This is a genomic window from Pantoea sp. RIT-PI-b, assembly GCF_001187905.1.
Lineage (GTDB): Bacteria > Pseudomonadota > Gammaproteobacteria > Enterobacterales > Enterobacteriaceae > Pantoea > Pantoea nemavictus.
Map to the genome: position 1 here is coordinate 209,266 of NZ_LGIS01000017.1, position 24,603 is coordinate 233,868.

Consider the following 24,603-nt stretch of genomic DNA (forward strand, 5'->3'; position numbering starts at 1 on the left):
CCCGGCGTTAACGCTGAAACGCGTAGACACTGCCTAAGTCTAGCAACTGCGTCAGCTCATCCAGCGCGGTGCGCCCTTCACGCAGCAGTTGCGGATCGGCTAAATCGGCCTGGGTTAAGCGATCGCGATAGTGCCGATCAACCCAATGGTTAAGGGTAGCAAACAGGCGATCGTTCATCAGCACCGCCGGATTCAGCGCCTGACGCTCGGTTTCGGTCAATACCACGCGCAAACGTAAACAGGCCGGTCCGCCGCCGTTGAACATGCTTTCACGCAGGTCAAATACCTTAAGTTCCCGAATCGGTCCGCCGCTCTCTACCAGCTCCGTTAGGTAGCGCCACACGCCCGCATGCTGACGCGACTCCTCCGGCAACACCAGCAGCATGCCGCCCTCTGCACGTTGCAATAACTGGCTGTTAAACAGATAAGTGTTCACTGCATCGGTGACCGACACTTTATCACGTGGCACCTCAATCGGCTGAAAACCGCTGACGCGCGCGGCGAGATCGTTCAGCAGCTGCGGTTGATTAACAAACGCATCCTGATGGCAGAACAGCACCTGCTGATTGCTCACCGCAATCACGTCGTTATGAAACACACCCTGATCGATCACCGCAGGATTCTGCTGAGCGAACAGCGTGCGATCGCCGTGAAGCTGATGTAAACGCGCCACCGCTTCGCTGGCTTCACGCGTTTGTCGCGCCGGATAACGTGCCGGTGTCGCACCCTGCTGCTGGCCGTCGCGACCATAAATAAACAGCTGTACCCCGGCATCGCCGTAATCGCTGCCGAAGCGATTGTGATTTGCCGCGCCCTCATCGCCAAACTGCGCCACCTGCGGCAGCGCGTCGTGCACGCTAAAGTGCTGAGGATTGCGGAAGATGGCGCGCAGCAGATCGGCGGTTTCTGGCGCTTCAATCGCCCGGTGGAATTTGTTATTAAGGTTAGCGACGGTAAAATGCACGCGCCCATCGGCGCTGTCGGCCGACGGAGAAACCGTCGCCGCATTCGCGACCCACATGGCCGAGGCCGAACTGGCCGCCGATAACAGCTGCGGCGCGTGTTGCGCCGCTTGCGCCAACACCTGCTCATCGCTGCCGCTGAAGCCCAGCTGGCGCAGCAGCGGCAGATTGGGCCGTTCATGCGGTGGAATCACGCCCTGCACGTAGCCCATATCCGCCAGCGCTTTCATCTTCAACAAGCCCTGTTTCGCCGCCAGGCGCGGGTTGGAAGGCTGCAGCTGATTGCGCGTCGAAGCTTCATTGCCAAACGACAACCCAGCGTAATGGTGCGTCAGGCCGACCAGCCCATCAAAATTGGCTTCAAAGGCTTTCATTATTTAGCTCCCTGCGGCGAGAAATCGAGGCCCGGCGATAAGCTGCCCGGCAGCGCCATAGCGGAACTTTCAAGCGATGCCATGGGCCATGCGCAGTAATCGGCGGCGTACCAGGCGCTGGCACGATGGTTACCCGAAGCGCCAATGCCGCCAAACGGTGCGGTACTGGCAGCGCCGGTGAGCGGTTTATTCCAGTTAACGATACCGGCGCGCGCTTCCAGCAGCAGCTGATCGAACTGCGCGCGCTGCGGTGAGATCAAACCACACGACAGGCCATAGCGGGTGTTATTGGCGATGGCGATCGCCTGCTCGAAGCGGTCGTAGCGAATCACCTGCAGCAGCGGGCCAAACACCTCTTCATCCGCTAAATCGTTGATCTCGGTAACGTCAATGATGCCCGGAGTAATAATGGCGCTGTCACGATCCGGCCAGTGCATACCCAGCAGCACTTTTCCGCCCTGTTCAACTTGCTGCTGCCAGGCGGCAAAAATATGTCCAGCGGCAGTTGGCGAAATCACGCTGCCCATAAAGGGTTGTGGCTCGGCGTTCCACGCGCCCGGCTGCAGGCGCGCCGTCACCTCAATCAAACGCTGCAGGAACGCATCCCCCGCCGCGCCGCGTTTCACCAGCAGACGACGCGCGCAGGTGCAGCGCTGTCCGGCGGTAATAAACGCCGACTGAATGGCGATATGCACCGCACCCTCCACATCAGAAGGCTCCTCCACAATCAGCGCATTGTTACCGCCCATCTCCAGCGCCAGCATCTTATCTGGCTGACCGGCAAACTGGCGATGCAGGTGATAGCCGGTGGCCGCGCTACCGGTAAACAGCAGGCCATCAATCTGCGGCTCATTCGCCAGCGCCTGGCCGGTTTCGCGACCGCCCTGTACCAGCGCGATAACCCCCGCCGGCAAGCCCGCCTGTTCCCACAGCTCAACGGTTTTCTGCGCCGTCATCGGCGTCAGTTCGCTCGGTTTAAACACCACGCAGTTACCGGCCAGCAACGCCGGGACGATATGACCGTTCGGCAGATGCCCAGGGAAATTGTAGGGGCCAAACACCGCCAGCACGCCGTGCGGCCGATGGCGTAATGAGCTCTCGCCGTCGGCCTGTTCGCCGGTGCGGCTGTGATAAGCCTTAATTGAAATGGCGATTTTATTGATCATCGCCTGCACTTCGGTCAGCGTTTCCCAGCGCGGCTTGCCGGTCTCCTGAGCGATAGTTTCTGCCAATGCCGTTTTATGGCTTTCAAGCAGACGTGCAAAACCCTCTACCAGCGCCTGACGTTCTGCAAAGGGCTTTCTCGCCCACAGCGGAAATGCCGCGCGCGCCGCTTCACAGGCCGCAGCCACTTGCGATCCCGAGGCTGCCTTACCCTGCCATAGCGTTTCACCGGTTACCGGATTTTGTTTGCTAAAGGCGTCCGCGCCGCCGGTCAACCATTGACCCTGAATAAAATGCGTCATGCTTTTTTCTCCTCGCGACACAGCGTGACCACACGCAGTTCATCGCCATGTTTACACTGCAGCGCCGCGCGCTGACTCTCATTGAGGCACACAATGCCGGAAGCCATGTCGACCGGCAGCAGCGCCACGCGAAAATGTTGGTAATCGGCATTCGCCACCAGACATAGCGGCCACTTTTCATCCGCTGAACCCGGTTGCGCGGTCAGCAGTCGACTTTTACGAATCGCACGAATGCGATCGATCTCGCACTCCAGCGTTGGGCCGCCGTCGAAGATGTCGATGTAGTTGAGATAACGGAAGCCTTCTGCCTCAAGCACCGCGCGCGCTGGCGCCGTTTTCGGATGCACTTCACCAATCACCTTCTGCGCCGCCTCGGACAGATAGTCAATGTAGAGCGGATGTTTCGGCATCAGCTCGGCGATAAAGGCTTTCTGGCCGGTGCCGCTGAGGAAATCCGCCTTGCTGAACTCCATAGAGAAGAAGCGGCTGCCCACGCTGTCCCAGAATGGCGAGTGCCCGTTGTCATCGCTGACGCCACGCATTTCTGCCACCACACGTTTCATAAAGCGATCGCGGAAGTTGGCCATAAACAGAAAGCGCGATTTCGACAACAGATAGCCATTTTTGCCATCGCGGTAGTCAGGATCGAGAAACAGCGTGCACATCTCGCTACTGCCGGTATGGTCGTTGCACAGTGACAGCGTGGGCAAGCTGGCATAGACGTTAAGCTCTTTCGACGCGTGTACCTGGGTGCCGACGCGGAAGTTATACCAGGGATCCTGTAAGCCAACCGCGACTTCAATGGCGCAGATACCGACGGCGCGATTGTCCTCGCTATCAGCCAATACAAATACATAGCCTTGTTCGGCGCGCGGCAGCGCACCTTGCCAGGTGAGCAGCGAACGCTCAATACGCGCTTTGAGCGTATCGCTATCCGCGGGCAGCGAGGTTAAGCCGCCCCCGGTTTTGCCCGCCAGCGACAACAACTGCGCAAGATCGTCACGTTCGACGGGGCGAATCACCATCATGATGTGGCTCCTTTGAGCACGCGTTCACAGGCACGTTCGAAGCGCGCCAGACCCTCTTTCACTTCGCGTTCGCTGATGTTGAGCGCCGGCGCAAATCGCACCACGTTCGCGCCGGCGATCAGCACCATCACGCCCTCTTCAGCGGCGGTGAGGTTGAACTGTTTGGCTTTACCGGCGAAGTCGTCGTTCAGTACTGCCCCAATCAGCAGCCCGAGTCCGCGCACTTCTTTAAACACCGGCAGACGCTGGTTCAGCTCTTGCAACGCGGCAACAAACCACTGATGACGCTCGGCAACGCCCGCCATGAAGTCCGGCTGGTTAATCAGCTCCATCACTTTGCCCGCCACGGCGCCCGCCAGCGGATTGCCGCCGTAGGTGGTGCCGTGGGTGCCCACGCCCATAATCTGGGCTAAATCTTCCCGCGTTAGCATCGCGCCAATGGGGAAGCCGCCGCCCAGCGCTTTTGCCGTAGTCAGCACATCGGGCGTCACGCCGTAATGCATGTAGGCATACAGCGAACCGGTACGACCCACGCCGCTCTGCACTTCATCAAAAATCAGCACGGCATGATGTTTATCGCAAAGTTCACGCAGGCCGCGCAGGAAAGAGGGATCGGCAGGCAGCACGCCGCCTTCACCTTGAATCGGCTCAACGATCACCGCGCAGGTTTGGTCATTAATCAGCGCCGCGGCCGAGGCCAGATCGTTGAACACCGCATGGTCAATGGCCGGAGGCAGTGGGGAAAAATCACGTGAATAGGCCGGCTGCCCGCCCGCTGTCACAGTAAACAGCGTGCGGCCGTGGAACGCATTTTTAAACGCCACGATGCCATTTTTCTCCGCACCGAAACGATCGTGTGCGGTTTTACGCGCCAGCTTCAACGCCGCTTCATTCGCTTCGGCGCCGGAGTTACAGAAGAACACGCGATCGGCAAACGTGGCATCAATCAGCTGTTTGGCAAGGCGTAGAATCGGCTCATTGGTGTAGCCATTACCGGTATGCCACAATTTGCCCGCTTGTTCAGTCAGGGCCTGCTGTAAAGCGGGATGGGCATGACCTAAGGCGTTAACCGCAATGCCACCGGCGAAGTCGATATACTCTTTCCCCTGCTGATCCCAGAGCGTTGAACCTTCGGCACGCACCGGAACAAACGCTGCGGGTGCATAAACTGGCATAATCCATTGATCAAAATTTTGACGTGAAACCTGCAGTGACATAGCCCTTTCTCCTGCTTCACAACCCGCGAAGCCTTTGTTTTAAATTTGTTAAAAATGTTAAGTGACCGCTCTAATGTATATTGCAGTTAGCGTGCCAGCCAGCGGTTAAAATGCATAAACGTCTTACCACAACGGAATATCAACAACTTAACCGCTATCACTATTCACACTTAATGCATAAAAAGTGAATAAATGTCTGATGCCGACGCTGTCGCAGCAATTTATTTAGCGGATTTATGCATCTACAAAATGAAATATTGCTTTTGTGATCGCGCAGGAAATAATTCGCCAAAATAGCGCTTTGAAAGCCCTTTTTTGGGGCGTTATGAACCGGATTGGTGCAGTGAAGTGCCCAAAGTGTGCAGCTTTGTGCGGGGGCGTTTTACATTCGTTTTAACATCTCAATAACGCCACTGGATATTATTTAACCAGGAACAAATCTTAAATTAAGGCTAAATAACATTTCGTGACCAAGGTTATTATCAGAATGGAAATAACCAGACACAAAGCCATGTACCAAGTAATTACCCTGCTAATGATTAGCGGGATTCAGATATTTGCTATTGAACAATAATGCATAGGCTTGTGCTATTTCAGGAACATGATAGCCACAATGTTTACGCTTCTTTTAATTTCATAAAACGCTTATTAATCAACTCAATGCATATTAAATTCATCGATTACCTCAACCATTAATAGATAAGTTTAACCAATATAAGATTCCACATAATGGAATTAAAGATTAAAAATCACACAAAAAGCCAACTAGAAATATTTAGTTACATATATTGCACTATAGATCTTGAACCTTTTGTGTCATTTTCTTTTCACCCCAACCTTGGGGATAAAATTAAAAAATATCACAGGGTAAAAATTAAATGATGAAGCGCTCCTTACTGGCAGCAGTGATGCCTTTACTGCTGGGAATTTCTTCGGCTCAGGCCGCCGAAATCTACAATAAAGATGGTAACAAGCTGGATCTGACCGGCAAAATCAACGTCTCGCATTTGTTCTCTGATAACGATGCGGCAAATGGCGACAACTCGTCTTACACCCGTCTGGGCTTTAAAGGCGAAACCAAAATCAGTGACCAACTGACTGGCTATGGTCAATGGCAGTATCAGTACAGCCTGAGCAACTCAGAAGGCAGCGATGCTAACACCGGTAACAAAACCCGTCTGGGCTTTGCAGGCTTGAAGTTTGGTCAATTTGGCTCGATTGATTACGGTCGTAACTACGGCCTGATTTATGACGTGCTGGGTGTTACCGATATGCTGCCATTCTTCGGCGGTGATTCCGGTTATACCGATGCGTTCCTGTCTGGCCGCTCAGGTGGCGTGCTGACATGGCGCAACAAAGATTTCTTCGGTCTGGTGAAAGGCTGGAACGTTGCGGCGCAGTATGAAGGTAAAAACGATCGTAGCGATGCGAGTGTTGCAGTACGTCGTTCAAATGGCGATGGTTACGCGCTCTCTACTTCCTATGATTTCGATTTCGGTCTGAGCCTGCTGGGTGCATACGCCAGCCTGGATCGTACCAATGCGCAGAACCTGGCCGCGCGCGGCGACGGCGAGAAAGCGCAGCACTGGACTGCCGGTGTGAAATATGACGCCAACCAGATTTATCTGGCAACCATCTACGGTGAAACGCAGAACGCCACGCCAATCACCGGTGGTTTTGCTAACAAAGCCGTCAACTTTGAAGCGGTTGCACAGTATCAGTTCCTGAACGGCCTGCGCCCTTCTATCGGCTACGTATCCTCTAAAGCCAAAGACGTGGAAGGTATTGGCGATGTTGATATCGTTAAATACATTGGTGTCGGCGGAACCTACTACTTCAACAAAAACATGTCGGTCTACAGCGAATACAAAATCAACCTGCTGAAAGATGACAATGCTTTAGCCATTCCGAAAGATGATGTTGTGGCCGTCGGTCTGGTGTACCAGTTCTAAGTTGCAGTTCCCTCATTGCATCTTCGGCTAGTGTCGGCTGAAGATGAGCAAAGGGCAGCGTAAGCTGCCCTTTTTATTGCGCTTACGGCGCCATCAAATTGAAACGCTCGTCATCACCCTGATCCAGCGAGAACGGCGGTTGCAGCTGCAGAACAATCTCATTCGAAGTCACATGATTCTGCTTACTGTCCTCTAATTGCACCGACAAGCGATAACTGTTGCGAGCACCGGGGGAACTGTCCCAGGCCGGCAAGATAACACTCCAGCCTTGTGGATCGTTCGGGTTGGCACCTGGCGTCAGGCTCAGCGCCTGGGTATCACCCTGCCACATCACTTTGGCGATCGGATTAGTACTGCGAATCTGCAGTTTCAGCGGCAAGCTTTCCCCACCCTTCAACTGCCACGGCGGCGTAGCGAGGAATACCGACAGCGTCTTACGCTGGCGGAATTCCAGCACCGGCGTATTGGTGCGCGTCACGTTATCGTAGCGACTGCCGCGCAGCGAGTGCGCCGCCGCCACGTTGTCCGGACTTAACTGCTGGCTGAGCGCTACGCCGAAGCGATAGTTGAGGCGCAGACCCAGCTGATCCTGGCTCTCTCCGCTATCGCTGGTTTTATGACTGGCCGACAGCGTCACCAGCGGCACTGGCGTATAGGTCACGCCGAAGGTCAGCGCCGACGGATTGTGGTAGCGATTGCCGGAGCTAAACAGATCAACGTTATCGCCGAGATATTGCTGCCAGCTTACCGAAGCGCCCAGTTGACGATACTGCGGCAGATAGCCTTGCGTAGTGAAATCGTAGCCGCGCGCCAGGCGTTGCTGCTGGAACGGATCGCGATCCTGCCAGCCAGATAACGGCGTGTAATAATTGGCGGAAAAACGCAGGTAATCGCCCCAGGCTTCGGTACCGAGCGAAGCGCGTTGCTGTCCGCTACTGAACATACGATCAACAAAGCCGTTATAGCCCAGCAGCCATTTACCCGTCACCCAGCGCTGACCAAGGCCAAAATTGCCCACCAGCCCATCATCGGTTTGATGAAATCCCACCTGACTAAAGGTCAGATAGCGGTAGTTATCCGCCCACGGCGTCAACAGCGAGGCACCGCTGCCGTTAAAGTTACCGTCGATATCCACGTTGAAGTCGATCTGTGCGTTGCCGTACGGCGAAAGCAGCGACTGTCCTTCATTAACCAGCCGATTTCCCACTTCATCGCGGAAATGATTGAAGGCCCAAAGACCCGCCTGCTGACCTAACGAATTTTCGTCGGTGCTATTCTGACTGGCTTCACCGATGCTTTTCGCAATGGTCGCCAGCTTTTTGTTAAACGTCTCGGTCTCGTCCTGATAACCCAATGCCGGTAACTGATCGGCCATTTTCTGGAAACGTGCGGGATCGCTAAACGGCGCATCGGAGAGTTTAGTATCAGAGATCAACGCCAGCGCTGGCGCAGCGACGGCGAGTGCGGAAATACCGGAGACATACCGCAAGGATTTAGGTGAAAACAAAGTAGGCAACATAGCAAAAAAGGGATCAACCCGACTCAGAATTAGAGGTAGCTCACAAAACTGCATAAGTTTACCCTAGCACATTCTGACCTGTGTGCAGGCAATGTCTTGTTTTGTTTAAGACAATACCGAATCGACCGCGGTTTAGTAGGGTGCGCATTCATGCGCACCTGTGGAAAACATCAGGAAAAGATCAACCCGCCGTCCACGTTAATGGTCTGCCCGGTGATGTATCGCGCATCATCCGAGGCGAGAAACGCCACTAAACCGGCAACATCTTCCGGCTGACCCGCGCGCTTCAGCGGGATATTCTCCACCCACTCCGCCATCAACTCGCCTTTGCCATACTGCTTTTTATCGCTACTGAGAATCTCACCCCATACGCGATCGTTATAGTCCCACATTTCACTCTCTATAATGCCGGGACAGAAGGCATTCACCGTGATGTGCCACGGCGCCAACTCCAGCGCCAGGCTCTGCGTGATACCAATCACCCCCATCTTGCTGGCGGCGTAGTGAGGCGTATAGATAAAGCCCTGACGTCCCTGACCCGAAGAGGTGTTAATCAGGCTGCCGCTGCCCTGCTTCACCATATATTTTGCCGCTTCGCGACAGCACAGCCAGACGCCGGTGGTATTCACCGCCAGGATCTTATCGAAATCGCTTTTCGGCATCGAATCAAAGCGATCGATGGTGATCACGCCTGCATTTTGAATCGACACATCAATGCTGCCAAAGCGCTCCGCAGCCTGCTGATAGAGCTGCTGTACCTCAGTCTCATTGGTGACATCCACCTGCAGCGCCAGAATCTCACTGCCAAACTGCTGTTCGATGGCCTGCGCGGTAGTAAAGACGCGTTCAGCATTTGACACCATCACCAACCTCGCACCGTCGCGGGCGAAGCGAGCCGCAATGCCCGCCCCAATGCCGCGGCATGCTCCGGTAATCACCACCGTCTTACCACTAAAATCGCGTGTCATATTGCCTCCTGTTATCCATGTGTCGCTTCAGGCAGGGCGGCCGATTGCTGCTTTTTTTCATGTCTGCGCAGCAGCACCACCTTACTTTGTAATTTTTGCTGGAACTGGTCGATCACCACCGCAGTAACTATCACCAGGCCTTTAATCACCATCTGCCAGAAATCACTGACGCCCATCATCACCATGCCATCGGCGAGGAACACGATGACGAAAGCGCCGATAATAGAGCCGGACACCCGACCACGGCCGCCCGCCAGCGCCGTGCCGCCTAATACCGTGGCACCGATAGCGTCCATCTCGAACATGTTGCCGGTCATCGGGTGGGCGGTTTGCAGCTGCGACGCCACGATCAAGCCAACCAGCGCGGCACACAAGCCGGAAAAGGCATAGACAAACACTTTAACTTTGATGATTGGCACGCCGGCCAGCCGCGCCGCCGATTCGTTTCCGCCGGTGGCGTAGATATAACGGCCGAGCGGCGTTTTACGCGTCAGGTATAAGCCCAGCAGCAGAAAACCCAGCATCAGCCAAATCGGGATATACACGCCCAACACCGAACCCGAACCAAGCAAGGCAAAGCCGGTATTGCCCAACGCCGGGGTGCCGACGAGGTTGGCGTAAGTGCTGCCGTCGTTGAACAGCAGCGCCGCACCGCGCGCGATGTACATCATGCCGAGCGTACAGATAAAGGGCGCCACGCCAAGTCGTGTCACCACCGCACCATTAATCAGTCCCAGCGCAACGCCGAACAGCGCCACCACCAGAATCACTTCGGGCACATTAAAAAACAGCACATTGCCGCCCCATAGCGGTACGCCATTGGTGAGCAGTGCACCCGCCACCATGCCGCAAATACCCGCTACCGCGCCCACCGAAAGATCAATGCCGCCGGTAAGAATCACCAGCGTCATACCAATCGCCAGCAACCCGGTGATCGCCACATGCTGCGTCATGATCAGCAGGTTTGAGGTCGTGAGAAAGTTAGGCACCATCAAGCTGAAGAAGCTCACCACGATTAATAACGCAATAAAGGTGCGCGCCTTCAACAGGTACATGTAGATCAGGTATTTTTGATTCATCGTTTCACTCTCCTGCGGGCTCAGTCATGTGGCGTTGAGGCGCTAATCAAGGCTTCACGCGTGGCCGCCGCGCGCGGTAAATCAGCGGTAATGCGGCCATCGGCCATCACCAGAATGCGGTCCGCCAGCGCCATCACTTCATCCAGTTCCGAAGATGAGAACATCACGGCCAGCCCCTGCTGTGCCAGATGACCAATCAGGTGATAGACATCCGTTTTTGCCCCAACGTCGATGCCGCGCGTAGGCTCATCGAGCAGCACCACTTGTGGACCGGTCATCAGCGCTTTTCCCAATACCACTTTTTGCTGATTACCGCCGCTGAGTGACGTGATCGGCAGCTCCGGATCGCTGACTTTGATCGCCAGATGACCAATCATTTCATCCACGCGACGCTGCTCTTTATGCGGATTGAGCCTCTGCCACGCGCGGCGGAATCCGCGCAGGCTGAGATCGCTGAGCGTCATGTTGGCGGTGATCGACATCAGCTGCACCACGCCTTCGGTTTGGCGATCTTCCGGCACCAGCGCAATCCCTTTTTTCAATCGCTGTTGAAAGCTACGCTTCTCCAGCGCTTCCCCGTTGAGGCTGACGCTGCCCGATTGACAGTGCATCATGCCAATCAGCCCTTTAAACAACTCGGTGCGCCCGGCGCCCAGCAAACCGTAGATGCCAATCACCTCACCTTTGCGCAGGGAAAATGAGACATCATTAAGCTTGTAGCCACCGTTTTGATGCAGCGCGGTCAGCCCATTTACCTTGAGGACGGTGGCACCCTGCGCCGCCGGTTGGTAGTCGAAATGCTTTTTCTTATCGCCCACCATCTGCTCGATGATCCAGGGAATTGAAGCATCACGCACCTCACGCTCGCTGATAAAGCGTCCGTCGCGGAAGATGGTGATGTGATCGCCAATCTCCATCAGCTCTTCCAGCCGATGCGAGATATAGATGATGGTGACGCCGCGCCGCTTGAGCTGCTCAATCACGTTAAACAGCACTTTCACCTCAGACTGGCTGAGTGCGCTGGTCGGTTCATCCATAATCAGGACGCGCGTGTCTTTGGACAGCGCCCGCGCGATCTCCACCAGCTGCTGATGGCCGATACCCAGCTCAGCCAGTGGCGCATAGGGATCGACATCCAGCTCCAGCCGCTGCAGCAGCGCTTTGGCCAGCTCATACTGGTACTTTTCATTGATGACGCCACGCTGGAAAAACTCATTGGCCATGAAAATGTTGTCCATCACATTCATATTGGGAAACAGGTTTAGCTCCTGAAAGATAATGCTGATGCCCTGTTTCTCTGCCTGATGCGTGGAGTTGAGCGATACCACCTCGCCATCCAGCAGAATGTCGCCGGAGGACGGGATCTCTACGCCCGCCAGCATTTTCATCATGGTGGATTTACCCGCACCGTTTTCGCCAATCAGCACGTTGACTTTGTTGCGATAGACGCGGTAATTGACCTGGTCCAGCGCGGTGACGCCGGGATAGAGTCGCGACACATTACGCGTCTCGATAATCACATCCAGCGGCCCGTCGGGCGGAATTTGCGACATAGCCCCTCCTTATTGCCGGGTGATTTGCGCCGGTGTAATGTCAGGCGCCTGCTGTGGAATATCCCAGCTGCTGAACACTCCGACGATCGCCACTTTGTCGCCCACTTTCGGCTTAAACGTTTGCATCATGTCGGATGCCTGCTGATTGATAGCGCGATTGAAATCGCCAAACAGCACCTGATCGTTGAAATCCTGATAGCTGGCGCCTTTATAAACGTCACGCAGCGCGGTGCCGCGAATAATCGGCCCGGTTTGCACCGTGACGCTGGCACCTGAGACCTCTTTCACCGTCATTTTGCCGCTGCGCGAGGTGGTATTCAGCGCCGTCACTTCTCCGCTCAGGCTGACGCTAAATACACAGGGATTCTCATCCTGGCTGCGATAGCCGTAGCTTTTACAGGCACTGTCGAAATCTTTGGCCGACTGCAGCGACTTCATCAGTTCTGCCAGCGGCCTGGCTTCATGAGCGACCTGCGGCACCAGCTTCTGCTGCCACATCTGCGCGATGTTGGCCATGTTGGCATTAGGGGGATTTTTCAGGTCGGCCAGCTCCTGCTGCGACACAATGCGGCAACCGCTAAGGATCACGACGGGTAGCAGTAACCAGAGTCGTCTGTGCATCACATTCTCCTGAGCGCCCGATGAACGGGCGCACCGCGTTGATTACGACTTGAAGTTAAAGTCCTGCACGCCTTTCGCGTTATCTGGGGTGATGAGAATGCCGCGGAACATCACGCGCTGCTTCTCAGGTTTAGTGCCTTTCTGAATAAAGTTGTCGAGGTCGGTTACGCCCTGTGCGGCAATAGCTTGCGCCTGCAACATCACCGTGGCTTTCAGATCGCCTTTCTCGACCGCATCGCGCTCATCATTACTGCCGTCAATACCGACCACGATGACATCGTTACGACCCGCCGCTTTCAGCGCGGCAATTGCCCCCAGCGCTACCGGGCCGTTGCCGCAGATCACCCCTTTCACATCCGGATGCGCCTGCAGGATGCTGTCCATGATGCGCTTGCCATCAATCAGCGTGCCTTTGGCATCCTGACGCGCGACGCTTTTCATGTCGGAGTATTGATCGAGCACCTGGTGGAAAGATTTGGAACGCGTGACGCAGTTGTTATCGGCGAGATTACAGGTGAGTTCGGCGTAGCTGCCCTTTTCGCCCATCTTCTCAACAAACACGTTGGCCACATCGGAACCGGCCTGGAAGTTGTTGTGGGTGATTTGCGCCAGCGCCACGTCATCCACCGGGATCTCGCGGTTGATCAGTACCACCGGAATGCCGGCATCTTTGGCTTTTTTGATGGCCGCCACGCTGGCGGTGGAGTCCGCGTTATCCAGCACGATGCCCTGTACTTTCTTGCCAATCGCGGCATCAATCAGTTCACTTTGCTTCTTCACATCTTCGCCATGCGACAGCACGCTGGTTTTGTAGCCGAGTTCCTGCGCTTTGAGGTTGGCGCCTTTGGCTTCGGAGGCGTAATACGGGTTATCCAGTGAGTTCACCAGAATCATGATGGTGCCTTTTTCGGCAGCCAAACTGGCGTGCGCGATCAGACAACTGGCAATAGCAGTCAACAGCAGGATGGGTTTTTTCATGGTGATTTTCTCTTTGTTGTAGGTGCAGGGTCAGCCGTTCTGGTGTTGGCGTGGCCTTACCAGATGGTAAAGCCACCGTCGATCATCAAATCTGCGCCGGTGATCATGTCGCTGCCGTTACTGGCGAAGAACAGCACCGCGGCGGCGATTTCGTCGGTATAGGCAAAGCGCCCGAGTGGGATCAGTTTTTTCATCGCTTCACCCTTCTCTCCGCGCCAGGCTTTTTCCCCCATCGGCGTCAGCACTACGGTGGGCGACAGGGTATTTACGTTGATGCGATGCGGCGCAAACTCTTTGGCCATCACCTTGGTCATGCCCAGCAGACCCGCTTTGGCCGAGGTGTAAGCCACGTGGTTATCGATGGCGATAGAGGCGGCCTGCGAGGCGATATTGATAATTTTGCCGCCGTTACCGGCACGCACCATGCGTTTACCGGCAGCCTGCGAGCAGAGAAAGGGGCCGGTAAGATTCACGGCGATCTGTTTCTGCCACTCGGCGAAATCGGTCTCCAGTACCGCTTGTAACATCACGTAGCCGGCGCAGTTCACCAGGATATCAATCTGGCCATAATGCTGTTCGACCTGATTGAAGGCAGCATCCACCGAGCCGGGATCGGTGACATCGCAGCACACCAGCAGCACGCGATCGGCGGCAAACTGCGTCTGCACATCAGCCACTTTGTCACGTTCGAATGGAGGATAGAGCAGCGCCAGCCGCGCCCCTTTCTCCAGCAGCATGGCGTTACTGGCCATGGCAATACCGCCCAGCCCGCCGGTCACCACCGCCACTTTGCCGCTTAAGTCCTGCTCAATGTTCACGCCGTAGCGCAGGTTGACGTCATATTCCCCACTCATCCACTTACTCCTTTCATCATTACGCTGCGGCGATGATTATCGCTGGCCGGGTTATCGTTTTTGGCAACATTGGTTTTCGAACAAAAATATAAGCTATCGATTAATAATGGTTTGTGGGGCAGATCAAATTTCATACAAATCGCAGCAATAAAATACATCACTATGATTTAATTGATAATGCTTACATTTCATATTTCCAGGCATGGAGAGAGCTGCTAGGGGCTTTGTGCAAAATCAATCGCATAGCAAACATTCATTTTCGTTCGAAAACGAATGAGCTTGCGAGCTGCCTCGCAAATACCAAAAACGCAGAGTAAAATCAGCTCGGGTTTCCTTATTGGCGAGACCAGACCGTGATTGGAAAGAGGGAGCGTTTCGATTGAAAAGCAAAACTGAGCAGCTGGCTGATATGCAGCTTCGCCGTGAGAAGATTCTGGAGATGATCCGCGAAGACGGCACCGTCACGGTAAAAGCGTTAACCGATACCTTTGGCCTGACCGAAGCCACCATCCGCACCGACCTGCGCATGTTGCAGCAAGAGGGTCATGTGCAGCGTTATCACGGCGGCGCCACGCTGATGACCGGTAAGCAAAATAGCGGTGCAATGCTGCTGGAGCGCCAGACGCATCTCGACGAAAAACAGGCGATTGGACGCCTTGCCGCGCAGCATGTGGAGAATGGCGATACGGTGATTTTCGATTCCGGCACTACTACCACGGCAATCGCCGAGGCGATTAGTCATATTCGGCGTCTGTCAGTGATTACCACTGCCGTTAATATTGCGCTAAAGCTGGGCGGCGAACCGGGGATTAATATTTTGCTGACCGGCGGCACCTTCAAGTTCCCGACGCTATCGACCTCGGGTGAGAAAGCGGCCTCTTTTTTCGAAAACGTATTGGCGGAGAAGCTGTTTCTCGCCACCGCCTGTATTTCGCCGCGTTTGGGGCTGAGCTTTCCCAGCGAGACCGATATCAAAGTGAAGATGGCGATGATCAAATCGGCCAGCACCGTTTACGTGGTAGCGGATTCCAGCAAGATTGATAAGGTGTCGATGTTCGCCCTGCCGTGCGACTGGAGCCATATTCACTATCTGATTACCGATAGCGGGATTTCACCGGCGCAGGTCGCGGCGTTTGAGGCGTTGGGGGTGCAGGTGTTGGTGGCGGGAGTGGAAGGGTTAAAAAAACGTGCGGCATCCTGATTGGTGCACTCTTTGACCAGGTGGGCATAAATGCCCACCCTACAAAAACCCCGTAGGGTCGGCATTCATGCCGACCACGAGTTAAAGCATTAAAACCCTAAACTATCCAGCAGGTCATCAACCTGATCCTGGTTCGCCACCACGCCCGGTGCATTGGCATGGATCTGCGGACCATTCAATAGGCTGGTCGCATCCTTACGGGCTGCCGCGTTCGCTTCTGGCATATTCTCCAGCAGCACCATCAGCAACTGACGCTCGATCTCCTGGATCACATCCATCATGCGCTTGATCACCTGACCGGTAAGGTCCTGGAAATCCTGCGCCATCATGATTTCGAGCAACTGCTTATTGGTGTACGACGTGTGTCCCGGAACGTCAGTCAGGAACTGGCGCGTATCCGAAACCAACTCGCGCGCATCTGTCAGTTCAATCGGATTTTCAAACCATGCGTCCCAGCGGCCTTTCAGCTGGTTGGCGTTGGCTTCCATTTGGTCCTGGTGTGGCTGCGCTGCTTCAACGCAGTTCAACGCACGTTCAGCCGCTTGCGCCGTCATTTGCACAACATAATCCAAACGATCGCGCGCGTCAGGAATCGCTTCCGCCGCTTCAGCAATCGCCTGGTCTAACCCCAGCTCACGCAAACTGTCACGCAGCATGCGCGTCAGTGAGCCGATACGGGTAATAATGTCGTGTGCCGAGGCTTCTTCGGTTGATTTCGGAAGGTCGCTCATCACATCTCCTTACATACCCAGTTTTTCGAATATTTTGCCTAACTTCTCTTCCAGCGTGGCAGCAGTGAACGGTTTCACTACGTAGCCGCTGGCACCCGCCTGCGCGGCCGCGATGATGTTCTCTTTCTTCGCTTCCGCCGTGACCATCAGCACCGGCAGTTTACTCAGCGCCGCATCGGCACGAATGGTCTGCAGCAGTTCCAGACCGTCCATGTTGGGCATGTTCCAGTCCGACACCACGAAATCAAAGCCGCCCGCACGCAGTTTAGTTAGCGCATCAACGCCGTCTTCTGCCTCTTCGACGTTATTGAATCCCAGCTCTTTCAGCAGGTTACGGACGATACGACGCATCGTATTGAAGTCATCCACCACCAAAAAGCGCATATTTTTATCAGCCATATCTACTCCTGTGTTGTCTCGTCCAGCAGGACGGGCTCGTTAAATTCGCAATGCCTGTCCGGCGCTAATTTTCGCCAGCATGTGCTGACTGATGTGGCCCAAATCGACCACTTCACTGGTGCCGCCCATCGCAATCGCTTCGCGCGGCATGCCAAATACCACACAGCTGGCTTCATCCTGCGCGATGGTCCAGGCGCCCGCGCGATGCATTTCCAGCATCCCGGCGGCGCCGTCGTTCCCCATCCCGGTCAGGATCACACCCACCGCATTTCGTCCTGCATGGACCGCCACCGAACGGAACAGCACATCAACCGATGGCTTGTGTCGATTCACCGGCGGACCGTCATTCAGTTTCACTACGTAGTTCGCCCCGCTACGCGCCAGCTCCATGTGCATCGCGCCCGGCGCGATATAGGCATGGCCCGGCAGAATACGCTCGCCGTCTTCCGCCTCTTTCACGGTGATCTGGCACAGCTTGTTCAGTCGCTCGGCAAACGAGCGGGTAAAGCCTGGCGGCATATGTTGCGTAATTAGCAGCGCCGGACTGGTGGCCGGCAGCGGCTGCAGCACATGGCGAATCGCCTCGGTGCCGCCGGTGGATGAGCCAATGGCTATCAGCTTTTCACTACTCAACAGCGGACCGGCTTTCAAGGTTACCGGCATCGGCATGGCCGCACGCGCATGCAGTTTGGCGCGCGCTGCGGCGCGAATCTTGTCGGCAATCATCTGGCTGTAGGCCAGCATGCCTTCACGAATGCCGAGCTGCGGCTTGGTGACAAAATCCACCGCGCCCAGCTCCAGCGCGCGCAGCGTCACTTCGGATCCTTTACCGGTCAGCGATGACACCATCACCACCGGCATTGGACGCAGGCGCATCAGTTTCTCGAGGAAATCGAGGCCATCCATGCGCGGCATTTCTACATCCAGCGTCAACACCTGCGGGTTGTACTGTTTGATTAAATCCCGCGCCACCAGCGGATCTGGCGCACTCGCGACCATCTCCATATCGGGATGGCTGTTGATGATTTCCGTCATCAACTGTCGCATTAGCGCAGAGTCATCCACGCACATCACGGTGATTTTGCTCATCGTCTTTCCTTGCTCAGTCCATAGACTGTCTGTCCACGCAGCCAGAACTCTTTGCTGATCTGACTAAAGTTCTCTGAGTGTCCGGCAAACAGCAGGCCGCCGGGCTTCAGCAGGGGCACGAAACGGCGCAGAATCTGTTCCTGCGTCTCTTTATCGAAATAGATCATCACGTTGCGACAAAAAATCGCGTCGAACGGACCCGGCAACGCCCAGTCGTTGGCCAGTAAATTCAGTTGCGAATAGTTCACCATGTTGGCGAGGTCAGAACGCACCCGCACCATGCCTTCGTGCGGGCCAGTGCCGCGCAGGAAAAAGCGCTGCAGCTGTGACTGCGACAAGGTGCGCAGCTCTTCCTGGCGATAGACGCCTGCCACGGCTTTCTCAAGCACCTGCGTATCAATATCGCTGGCGTGCACCTGGAACTTACCCGGACCGGTGCCCAGCGTTTCTGCCAGCGTCATGGCGATGGAGTACGGCTCTTCGCCGGTTGAGGCGGCGGTGCTCCAGACGCTGTAATTACCCGTGCGCTTACGCGCATGATCCGCGAGGATCGGAAAGTGATGCGCCTCGCGGAAGAAAGAGGTCAGGTTGGTGGTCAACGCGTTAATAAACGCCTGCCACTCGGCACTGTTCTGGTCCTGCTCCAGCAGCGCCAGATAGCGGCCAAAGTCATCAATATTCAGCATGCGCAGACGACGCACTAAACGGTTGTAAACCATCTCGCGCTTATGGTCGGCCAGCACAATGCCCGCTCGCTGATAAATCAGCTGGCTGATACGACGAAAATGAGTATCTGAGAGCGGCAAGCGCTGCACCATTTGCGAGAGCAGCGTGGTCGCTTCACTTTGATCTAATAACGTCGATTTCTTCATTTCAGGTCACCCGGCAACAAACTGTTTAAATTGTGATACTGCGGTTGCTACTGTGCTGCCAGTCGCGCCATGCTTATGGGCCGCCTTGCGGCGGCCACAAGGATTAAAAGGTTTCCCAGTTATCGTCTGTGCTACGTGCGCCTGCCGGTTGTGCCAAGGCTTTTGGCGCTCCCGAACGCAAATTTTTTGCCGCTGTAGATACGTTAACGGCCTGAACGACAAATTCTTTACCAATATTGAACACCGCAACCGACTGTTTCAGTCGGCTGGCCTGATCTTCCAGCGCCGCCGCTGCAGTCGCCGACTCTTCAACCAGCGCGGCGTTCTGCTGAGTCACGCGATCCATCTCGTTGACCGCCAGACCGACCTGATCGATACCTCGGCTCTGCTCGTCCGACGCCGAGGCGATTTCGCCCATGATGTCGGTAACGCGCGTCACCGCATTGACGATGTTGGTCATGGTTTCCCCGGCGCTCTCCACCAGCACGGAACCGGTGTTGACGCGGCTGACCGAATCTTCGATCAATCCTTTAATCTCTTTCGCCGCCTGAGCACTGCGCTGTGCCAGACTGCGCACCTCACCGGCTACCACGGCAAAACCACGGCCCTGCTCACCGGCGCGCGCGGCTTCTACTGCAGCGTTCAGTGCGAGGATATTGGTCTGGAAGGCGATACCATCGATCACGCTGATGATGTCAGCGATTTTCTTCGAGCTACCGGTAATCTCTTTCATGGTGGTGACTACGCCATCCACCACTTTGCCACCCTGCTGCGCGGTTTCAGACGCCGTCAACGCCAGCTGTGAGGCCTGGCGGGCATTCTCGGCGTTCTGCTTCACGGTGGCGGTGAGCTGCTCCATGCTGGCGGCGGTCTCTTCCAGCGAAGCCGCTTGCTGCTCGGTACGCGAAGAGAGATCGTTGTTGCCCATAGCGATTTCGCTGGCACCGGTGTAGATGGCATCAGAACCATCACGCACGGTACGCACCGTCCGCGCCAGCGCTTGCTGCATCTCCTGCAGTGACGTGAGCAGTTCGCCCATCTCATTGCGCACGTTGATCTCCACCTGCTGGGTTAAGTCACCCCGCGCGATGTGGCGGATATGCTCAATGCTCTGCTTCAGCGGACGGATCAGCACCGAACGCATGCCGCTCCACACCAATGCAATCACCAGCAAGGTCACCAGCAGCGTGCCGACCACCAGCATGATTGATTGGGTATAGGCCGCGTTATTGGCTTCGACGCCCTTATTAGCCAGCTCGATGTTGTAGCCCAGCCAGGCGTTGTAATCTTTGGCAAACTTATCCTGGAATCCCTGCGTCGGTTGATCGACAAATCCTTTGAAATTTCCGCTACCGAGGAAATCAATCAACTCACCCAATGCCCCCCGATAGGCGTTGTAGTTGGCCTGCAGCGTCAGCACGTTTTCCGCCGTTTTGCCCTTTTCAGACAGATTGGCGTTAAATTCGGCGAAACCTGCATCTGCGTTCTTCAACTCCTCACTCGCCAGCGCCACCAGATCTTTCACGGTCGCACCCGAGCCCGCCTGCTGACTATCCAGCAGGTAACGGATCCCCGCACGGTTCAGCGTGTTACGCGCCTGAACCAGCGATACCCATGAGGTGCCCATCGCCCGTTGCAGCGTGCTGAGACGCTGGTTGTAGGCAAAATTATCTTTATCGGCTTTCACCGTGGAATAGAACACTCCCCCGGAAAACAGCTGCAGTAAGGCAAACAGCGCCAGCACGCACAGCAAGCCGGAAACAACACGAATACGACTAAACATAAACACCTCATTGGTTGGCGGATCGCTCCTGTTATCGGCGTGCGCGAGGGGATCTTTATGTGTGTTCGCAGGGGTTGGACCAGCGGGAATTAAGGAGGAGTAAGGATAAATAGGGGATGTGCTCGCTGTCCCTAACCCTCTCCCACAAGTGGGAGAGGGAACCGATCGCGCTAACATATGGCAGCGTCTCCCTCTCCCGCTTGCGGGAGAGGGCCGGGGTGAGGGGCAGCGACGCCGAAACTTAAAACGTCTCCCAGTTACCCTCACTCACCGCCGCCGCTGCTTTGCGCGGTGCGCTGGCGATCTGACGGGCGAGAGTGGCTTTAGCGGGTGGCACCTGAGCGGCACGCGGAATGCGGAATACCGATACCGACTGGCTCAGGCGACTGGCCTGCTCTTCCAGTGACGCGGCGGCAGCGGCGGACTCCTCCACCAGCGAGGCGTTCTGCTGCGTGACGCGATCCATCTCGGTCACCGCTTGTCCCACCTGATCGATACCGCGGCTCTGTTCATCGGATGCCGACGCGATCTCGCCCATGATATCGGTGACGCGTGTGACGGCGCCGACGATATCATTCATGGTTTCACCGGCGGTCCCCACCAGCTGCGAGCCGTTGTTGACGCGATTCACCGAGTCTTCAATCAAGCCTTTGATCTCTTTCGCCGCCTGCGCACTACGCTGTGCCAGATTGCGCACCTCGCCTGCCACTACGGCAAAACCACGCCCCTGCTCACCGGCACGAGCCGCTTCCACCGCAGCGTTGAGTGCCAGGATGTTGGTCTGGAAGGCAATTCCATCAATGACGCTGATAATGTCGGCGATCTTCTTCGAGCTACCGGCAATATCCTGCATGGTACGCACCACGCCATCGACCACTTCACCGCCTTTGCGCGCGGTATCGGATGCACTGAGCGCCAGTTGCGAGGCCTGACGGGCGTTTTCGGCGTTCTGTTTCACGGTAGCGGTTAACTGCTCCATGCTGGCTGCGGTCTGTTCCAGTGACGCGGCTTGCTCTTCGGTACGCGCCGAAAGATCGTTATTACCGGCGGCGATTTCACTGGCACCGGTGAAAATGGCATCGGAACCGTCGCGCACATTGCCCACGGTGCTGACCAGCGACTGCTGCATTTCATGCAGGCTGCCCGCCAGCTGGCTCATCTCATTTCGCCCCTCAACCACGATGGTTTGGGTGAGATCGCCCGCGGCGATGTGACGAATATGGCCCAGCAACTGATGCAGTGGCTGAATCAGCACGCTGCGTAAACCAAACCAGCAGCCGATAATCACCGCAACCACCACGAGCATCACTGATGCCAGCAGCCACATCATGGTATGGAAGGCACGCTGATTCTGCGCCACACCTTCTGCTGCCAGTTCGCTTTGCGCAGTACGCCACTCTTCGTAGGTGGCTTTCATCGCCACCTGTTTCGCTTCGATATTCTGCGCAAACATGCCTTGCAGATCGTTGGCTTTCAGGCGCTCCAGCATCGCTTTCAGCCCGTTGTTGAAAGCGGCATAGTTCGCTTCCAGCTTATCGCGCAGCGCTTCCGGCAAGCCCGGCGTGGCGGGCAAGTCGTAGTAGCGTTGATAGTGGCCGGCAGCGACATCGAGCTGTTTTTCCGTTTGCGCAATTAACGCTCCCAGCTGGCCGCCGTTGGCCTGCGCGGCCATGCTGCCCTGCATGCGCAACATCGCGCGATTGAGTACCGTGCGGGTTTGGTTTAATTCAATCCAGGCGTCGGACATCGCCCCTACGTTGTTGGTTGAGATCTGCGCAACGGCAAACGCCTCTTTATCTTTTTGCAAGGCGGACCAGAACAGGCCACCCGAAAGTAACTGTAAAGCACCAAATACCAGCAATACGGCGATTAAACTGGTCACTACATTGATTCGTTTTAACATGGGATCTCCAGAAATGCGTTTCGGCTCCCCCCGTTATCGACCAATATTCTGAATTTTTCAGGGCGCTGAAGGGACTTTACAAATTAAAACTCTGCGTTTTAGCATGATTGCAGTGTTTTATAAGTAAAAAAATTAACAGTAAAAAAAATGCGCCTTTATCGGGTGAGCGATAAAGGCGCATTGGGTGAGGTGCGGTTTGTCCCTCACCCTAACCCTCTCCCACAAATGGGAGAGGGAACCGATCGAGCTTACATGTGGCAGCGTCTCCCTCTCCCGCTCGCGGGAGAGGGCCGGGGTGAGGGACCGACGACGCCGAAACTTAAAACGTTTCCCAATTACTGTCGCCTGCAGCGGCGATCACCGCTTTACGCGGTGCGCTCAAGGTGGGCGGTGCAATCTGCGGATGACGCACGCCGGCTTTCGGCTGTGCTTGTGCCGCGCGCGGTACGCGGAACACCGCCACCGACTGGCTCAAGCGGCTGGCCTGCTCTTCCAGTGAGGCCGCCGCTGCGGCAGACTCTTCTACCAGCGAGGCGTTCTGCTGCGTCACACGATCCATCTCCGTCACCGCCTGACCCACCTGGTCGATACCACGACTCTGCTCATCCGATGCCGAGGCAATTTCGCCCATAATATCCGTCACGCGGGTGACCGCATTGACGATATCGCTCATGGTTTCACCGGCGGTACCCACCAGCGCCGAGCCGCTGTTAACGCGGCTGACGGAGTCTTCAATCAGCCCTTTGATCTCTTTGGCCGCCTGTGCGCTGCGCTGCGCCAGATTTCGCACTTCGCCTGCTACCACCGCAAATCCACGGCCTTGTTCACCGGCACGCGCCGCTTCTACCGCCGCATTGAGTGCCAGAATGTTGGTCTGGAAGGCGATGCCGTCGATGACGCTGGTGATGTCAGCAATCTTCTTCGAGCTGCCGGCGATGTCGCTCATGGTACGCACCACGCCTTGCACCACATCGCCGCCCTTCTGCGCGGTTTCAGAGGCACTCAGCGCCAGCTGCGAAGCCTGACGCGCATTTTCCGCGTTCTGCTTCACGGTGGCGGTCAGCTGTTCCATGCTGGCGGCGGTCTGCTCCAGCGAGGCCGCCTGCTCTTCGGTACGTGCCGAGAGATCGTTATTGCCCGCCGAAATCTCACTGGCTCCGGTAAAGATGGCATCCGATCCGTCACGCACATCACTTACCGTGCGTACCAGCGACTGCTGCATATCATGCAGGCTTTGCGCCAGCTGGCTCATTTCATTGCGCCCGACAACCGCAATGTGCTGCGTTAAATCGCCCTGCGCAATGTGCTGAATATGCTGAATGTTGTGGTTGAGCGGCGTGATCAGAATTTTGCGCATGCCAAACCAGCACAGCACAATCACCGCCACCACGATCGCCAACACCGCAGTCAGCAGCCAGATCATATGATCGTAGGCAGAGCTGTTGGCGGCGACGCCGGTCGCCGTCAAACGGTCCTGATCGGCACGCCACTGGCGGTACTCTTTCAGGAACGCACTCTGGCTTGGCGCCACCGGCACTTTCGCGGCCTGCACCAGATCTTGTGCTACCAGCGCATCCTGCATCTGGCCCAGCGCGCTGGCATAAGCAGAATAGGTGTCATCCAGACGCTTGTTAAGCGCGGCATCCTGTCCCGGCGTATCCGGCGTGGCTTTAAACAGCTGATAGTTATCAGCGGCCTCTTTCTGGAAGGCTTTGCTGTCGTTATATAAACCGGCCACATCCGCTTCACTGCCGCTGAGCTTGCTGGTCGCCATGCGCAACTGAATGCGGGTTAACACCACACGGCTCTGATTGAGGCTCATGTAAGCGTCGTTGATGGCGGCGGTGTTTTTGCTCGCCAGTTGTGAAACGTTGAAACTGTTTTTGTCATCACTTAGCGCTTTAAAAAACAGCGAGCCGGATGCCAATTGCAGAAAACCAAATACCAACAACACCAGCAGTAAGCTGGTGACAACGCGGATTCTTGTAAACATAGTTTGCCCTGGAAAATGAAGAAAAATCGTGCAGAGCAGTTATCGACTTACGGCGGGGAAT

At 55.9% G+C, this 24,603-nt stretch carries 20 protein-coding genes; 2 read left to right on the top strand and 18 right to left on the bottom strand.

The annotated features are described in order from the left end of the window. Positions 1–7 precede the first annotated feature (7 nt). Genes astB through AC790_RS11355 form a run of 4 tightly spaced genes read right to left on the bottom strand, consistent with a single transcriptional unit; the run spans position 8 to position 5,047 of the window. A complete protein-coding gene (gene astB, locus AC790_RS11340) occupies positions 8–1,336 on the bottom strand; it encodes an N-succinylarginine dihydrolase (RefSeq protein ID WP_049851845.1) in 1,329 nt (442 codons plus the stop codon). Beyond that, a complete protein-coding gene (gene astD / locus AC790_RS11345; protein ID WP_049851846.1) occupies positions 1,336–2,802 on the bottom strand; it encodes a succinylglutamate-semialdehyde dehydrogenase in 1,467 nt (488 codons plus the stop codon). The genes astB and astD overlap by 1 nt, the downstream gene beginning before the upstream one ends. Further along, positions 2,799–3,830 carry an arginine N-succinyltransferase gene (gene astA / locus AC790_RS11350; protein WP_049851847.1) on the bottom strand — a complete coding sequence of 344 codons (1,032 nt, stop codon included), beginning with the start codon at positions 3,828–3,830 and terminating at the stop codon, positions 2,799–2,801. Before astA ends, astD begins: the two co-directional genes overlap by 4 nt. Further along, a complete protein-coding gene (locus AC790_RS11355) occupies positions 3,827–5,047 on the bottom strand; it encodes an aspartate aminotransferase family protein (protein ID WP_049851848.1) in 1,221 nt (406 codons plus the stop codon). Before AC790_RS11355 ends, astA begins: the two co-directional genes overlap by 4 nt. 878 nt (positions 5,048–5,925) lie before the next feature. Here AC790_RS11355 and AC790_RS11360 point away from each other — a divergent pair. Next, entirely contained in the window at positions 5,926–6,999 is a 1,074-nt protein-coding gene (locus tag AC790_RS11360; protein WP_007892586.1) for a porin OmpC, read from the top strand. An 82-nt stretch (positions 7,000–7,081) separates the two neighbouring features. On the opposite strand, the gene AC790_RS11365 is transcribed toward AC790_RS11360, so the two are convergent. The 7 genes from AC790_RS11365 to AC790_RS11395 all read right to left on the bottom strand — a co-directional run bounded on the left by AC790_RS11365 (position 7,082) and on the right by AC790_RS11395 (position 14,571). After that, the gene (locus tag AC790_RS11365; protein WP_081496539.1) at positions 7,082–8,518 is read right to left on the bottom strand and encodes a YchO/YchP family invasin; all 1,437 of its coding nucleotides are present in this window, start codon (positions 8,516–8,518) and stop codon (positions 7,082–7,084) included. Positions 8,519–8,688: 170 nt separating this feature from the next. Continuing rightward, on the bottom strand, positions 8,689–9,486 hold the full coding sequence (locus AC790_RS11370; RefSeq protein ID WP_007892580.1) for a glucose 1-dehydrogenase: 798 nt from the start codon (positions 9,484–9,486) through the stop codon (positions 8,689–8,691). Between the two features lie 11 nt (positions 9,487–9,497). After that, complete coding sequence (locus AC790_RS11375) at positions 9,498–10,565, bottom strand: ABC transporter permease (RefSeq protein WP_007892577.1); 1,068 nt, start codon at positions 10,563–10,565, stop codon at positions 9,498–9,500. A 20-nt stretch (positions 10,566–10,585) separates the two neighbouring features. Continuing rightward, a complete protein-coding gene (locus tag AC790_RS11380) occupies positions 10,586–12,118 on the bottom strand; it encodes a sugar ABC transporter ATP-binding protein (protein ID WP_007892575.1) in 1,533 nt (510 codons plus the stop codon). A gap of 9 nt (positions 12,119–12,127) precedes the next feature. Beyond that, positions 12,128–12,739, bottom strand: coding sequence for a DUF2291 family protein (locus AC790_RS11385; protein ID WP_007892572.1), 612 nt, complete (start codon positions 12,737–12,739; stop codon positions 12,128–12,130). A gap of 42 nt (positions 12,740–12,781) precedes the next feature. Further along, complete coding sequence (locus AC790_RS11390; protein WP_007892571.1) at positions 12,782–13,717, bottom strand: D-ribose ABC transporter substrate-binding protein; 936 nt, start codon at positions 13,715–13,717, stop codon at positions 12,782–12,784. Positions 13,718–13,773: 56 nt separating this feature from the next. Then, the gene (locus AC790_RS11395; RefSeq protein ID WP_049851849.1) at positions 13,774–14,571 is read right to left on the bottom strand and encodes a GolD/DthD family dehydrogenase; all 798 of its coding nucleotides are present in this window, start codon (positions 14,569–14,571) and stop codon (positions 13,774–13,776) included. A gap of 379 nt (positions 14,572–14,950) precedes the next feature. On the opposite strand from AC790_RS11395, the gene AC790_RS11400 reads away from it, so the two are divergent. Further along, positions 14,951–15,772 carry a DeoR/GlpR family DNA-binding transcription regulator gene (locus tag AC790_RS11400; protein WP_049851850.1) on the top strand — a complete coding sequence of 274 codons (822 nt, stop codon included), beginning with the start codon at positions 14,951–14,953 and terminating at the stop codon, positions 15,770–15,772. A gap of 89 nt (positions 15,773–15,861) precedes the next feature. Here AC790_RS11400 and cheZ read toward each other — a convergent pair whose 3' ends face one another. From cheZ to AC790_RS11435, 7 genes are all read right to left on the bottom strand, one after another. After that, the gene (gene cheZ, locus AC790_RS11405; RefSeq protein WP_007892566.1) at positions 15,862–16,503 is read right to left on the bottom strand and encodes a protein phosphatase CheZ; all 642 of its coding nucleotides are present in this window, start codon (positions 16,501–16,503) and stop codon (positions 15,862–15,864) included. A 9-nt stretch (positions 16,504–16,512) separates the two neighbouring features. Then, positions 16,513–16,902 carry a chemotaxis response regulator CheY gene (gene cheY / locus AC790_RS11410; protein ID WP_007892562.1) on the bottom strand — a complete coding sequence of 130 codons (390 nt, stop codon included), beginning with the start codon at positions 16,900–16,902 and terminating at the stop codon, positions 16,513–16,515. A gap of 39 nt (positions 16,903–16,941) precedes the next feature. Further along, positions 16,942–17,991, bottom strand: a complete 1,050-nt coding sequence (locus AC790_RS11415) for a chemotaxis response regulator protein-glutamate methylesterase (protein WP_049851851.1) — start codon at positions 17,989–17,991, stop codon at positions 16,942–16,944. Continuing rightward, positions 17,988–18,863: a protein-glutamate O-methyltransferase CheR gene (gene cheR / locus AC790_RS11420; RefSeq protein ID WP_007892559.1), complete on the bottom strand. Its 876-nt coding sequence runs from the start codon at positions 18,861–18,863 to the stop codon at positions 17,988–17,990. The genes AC790_RS11415 and cheR overlap by 4 nt, the downstream gene beginning before the upstream one ends. Positions 18,864–18,966: 103 nt before the next feature. Then, positions 18,967–20,646, bottom strand: a complete 1,680-nt coding sequence (locus AC790_RS11425; RefSeq protein WP_049851852.1) for a methyl-accepting chemotaxis protein — start codon at positions 20,644–20,646, stop codon at positions 18,967–18,969. 241 nt (positions 20,647–20,887) lie between these two features. Beyond that, positions 20,888–22,549, bottom strand: coding sequence for a methyl-accepting chemotaxis protein (locus AC790_RS11430; protein WP_007892557.1), 1,662 nt, complete (start codon positions 22,547–22,549; stop codon positions 20,888–20,890). A gap of 319 nt (positions 22,550–22,868) precedes the next feature. Next, positions 22,869–24,542: a methyl-accepting chemotaxis protein gene (locus AC790_RS11435; protein ID WP_007892555.1), complete on the bottom strand. Its 1,674-nt coding sequence runs from the start codon at positions 24,540–24,542 to the stop codon at positions 22,869–22,871. Positions 24,543–24,603: the final 61 nt, after the last annotated feature.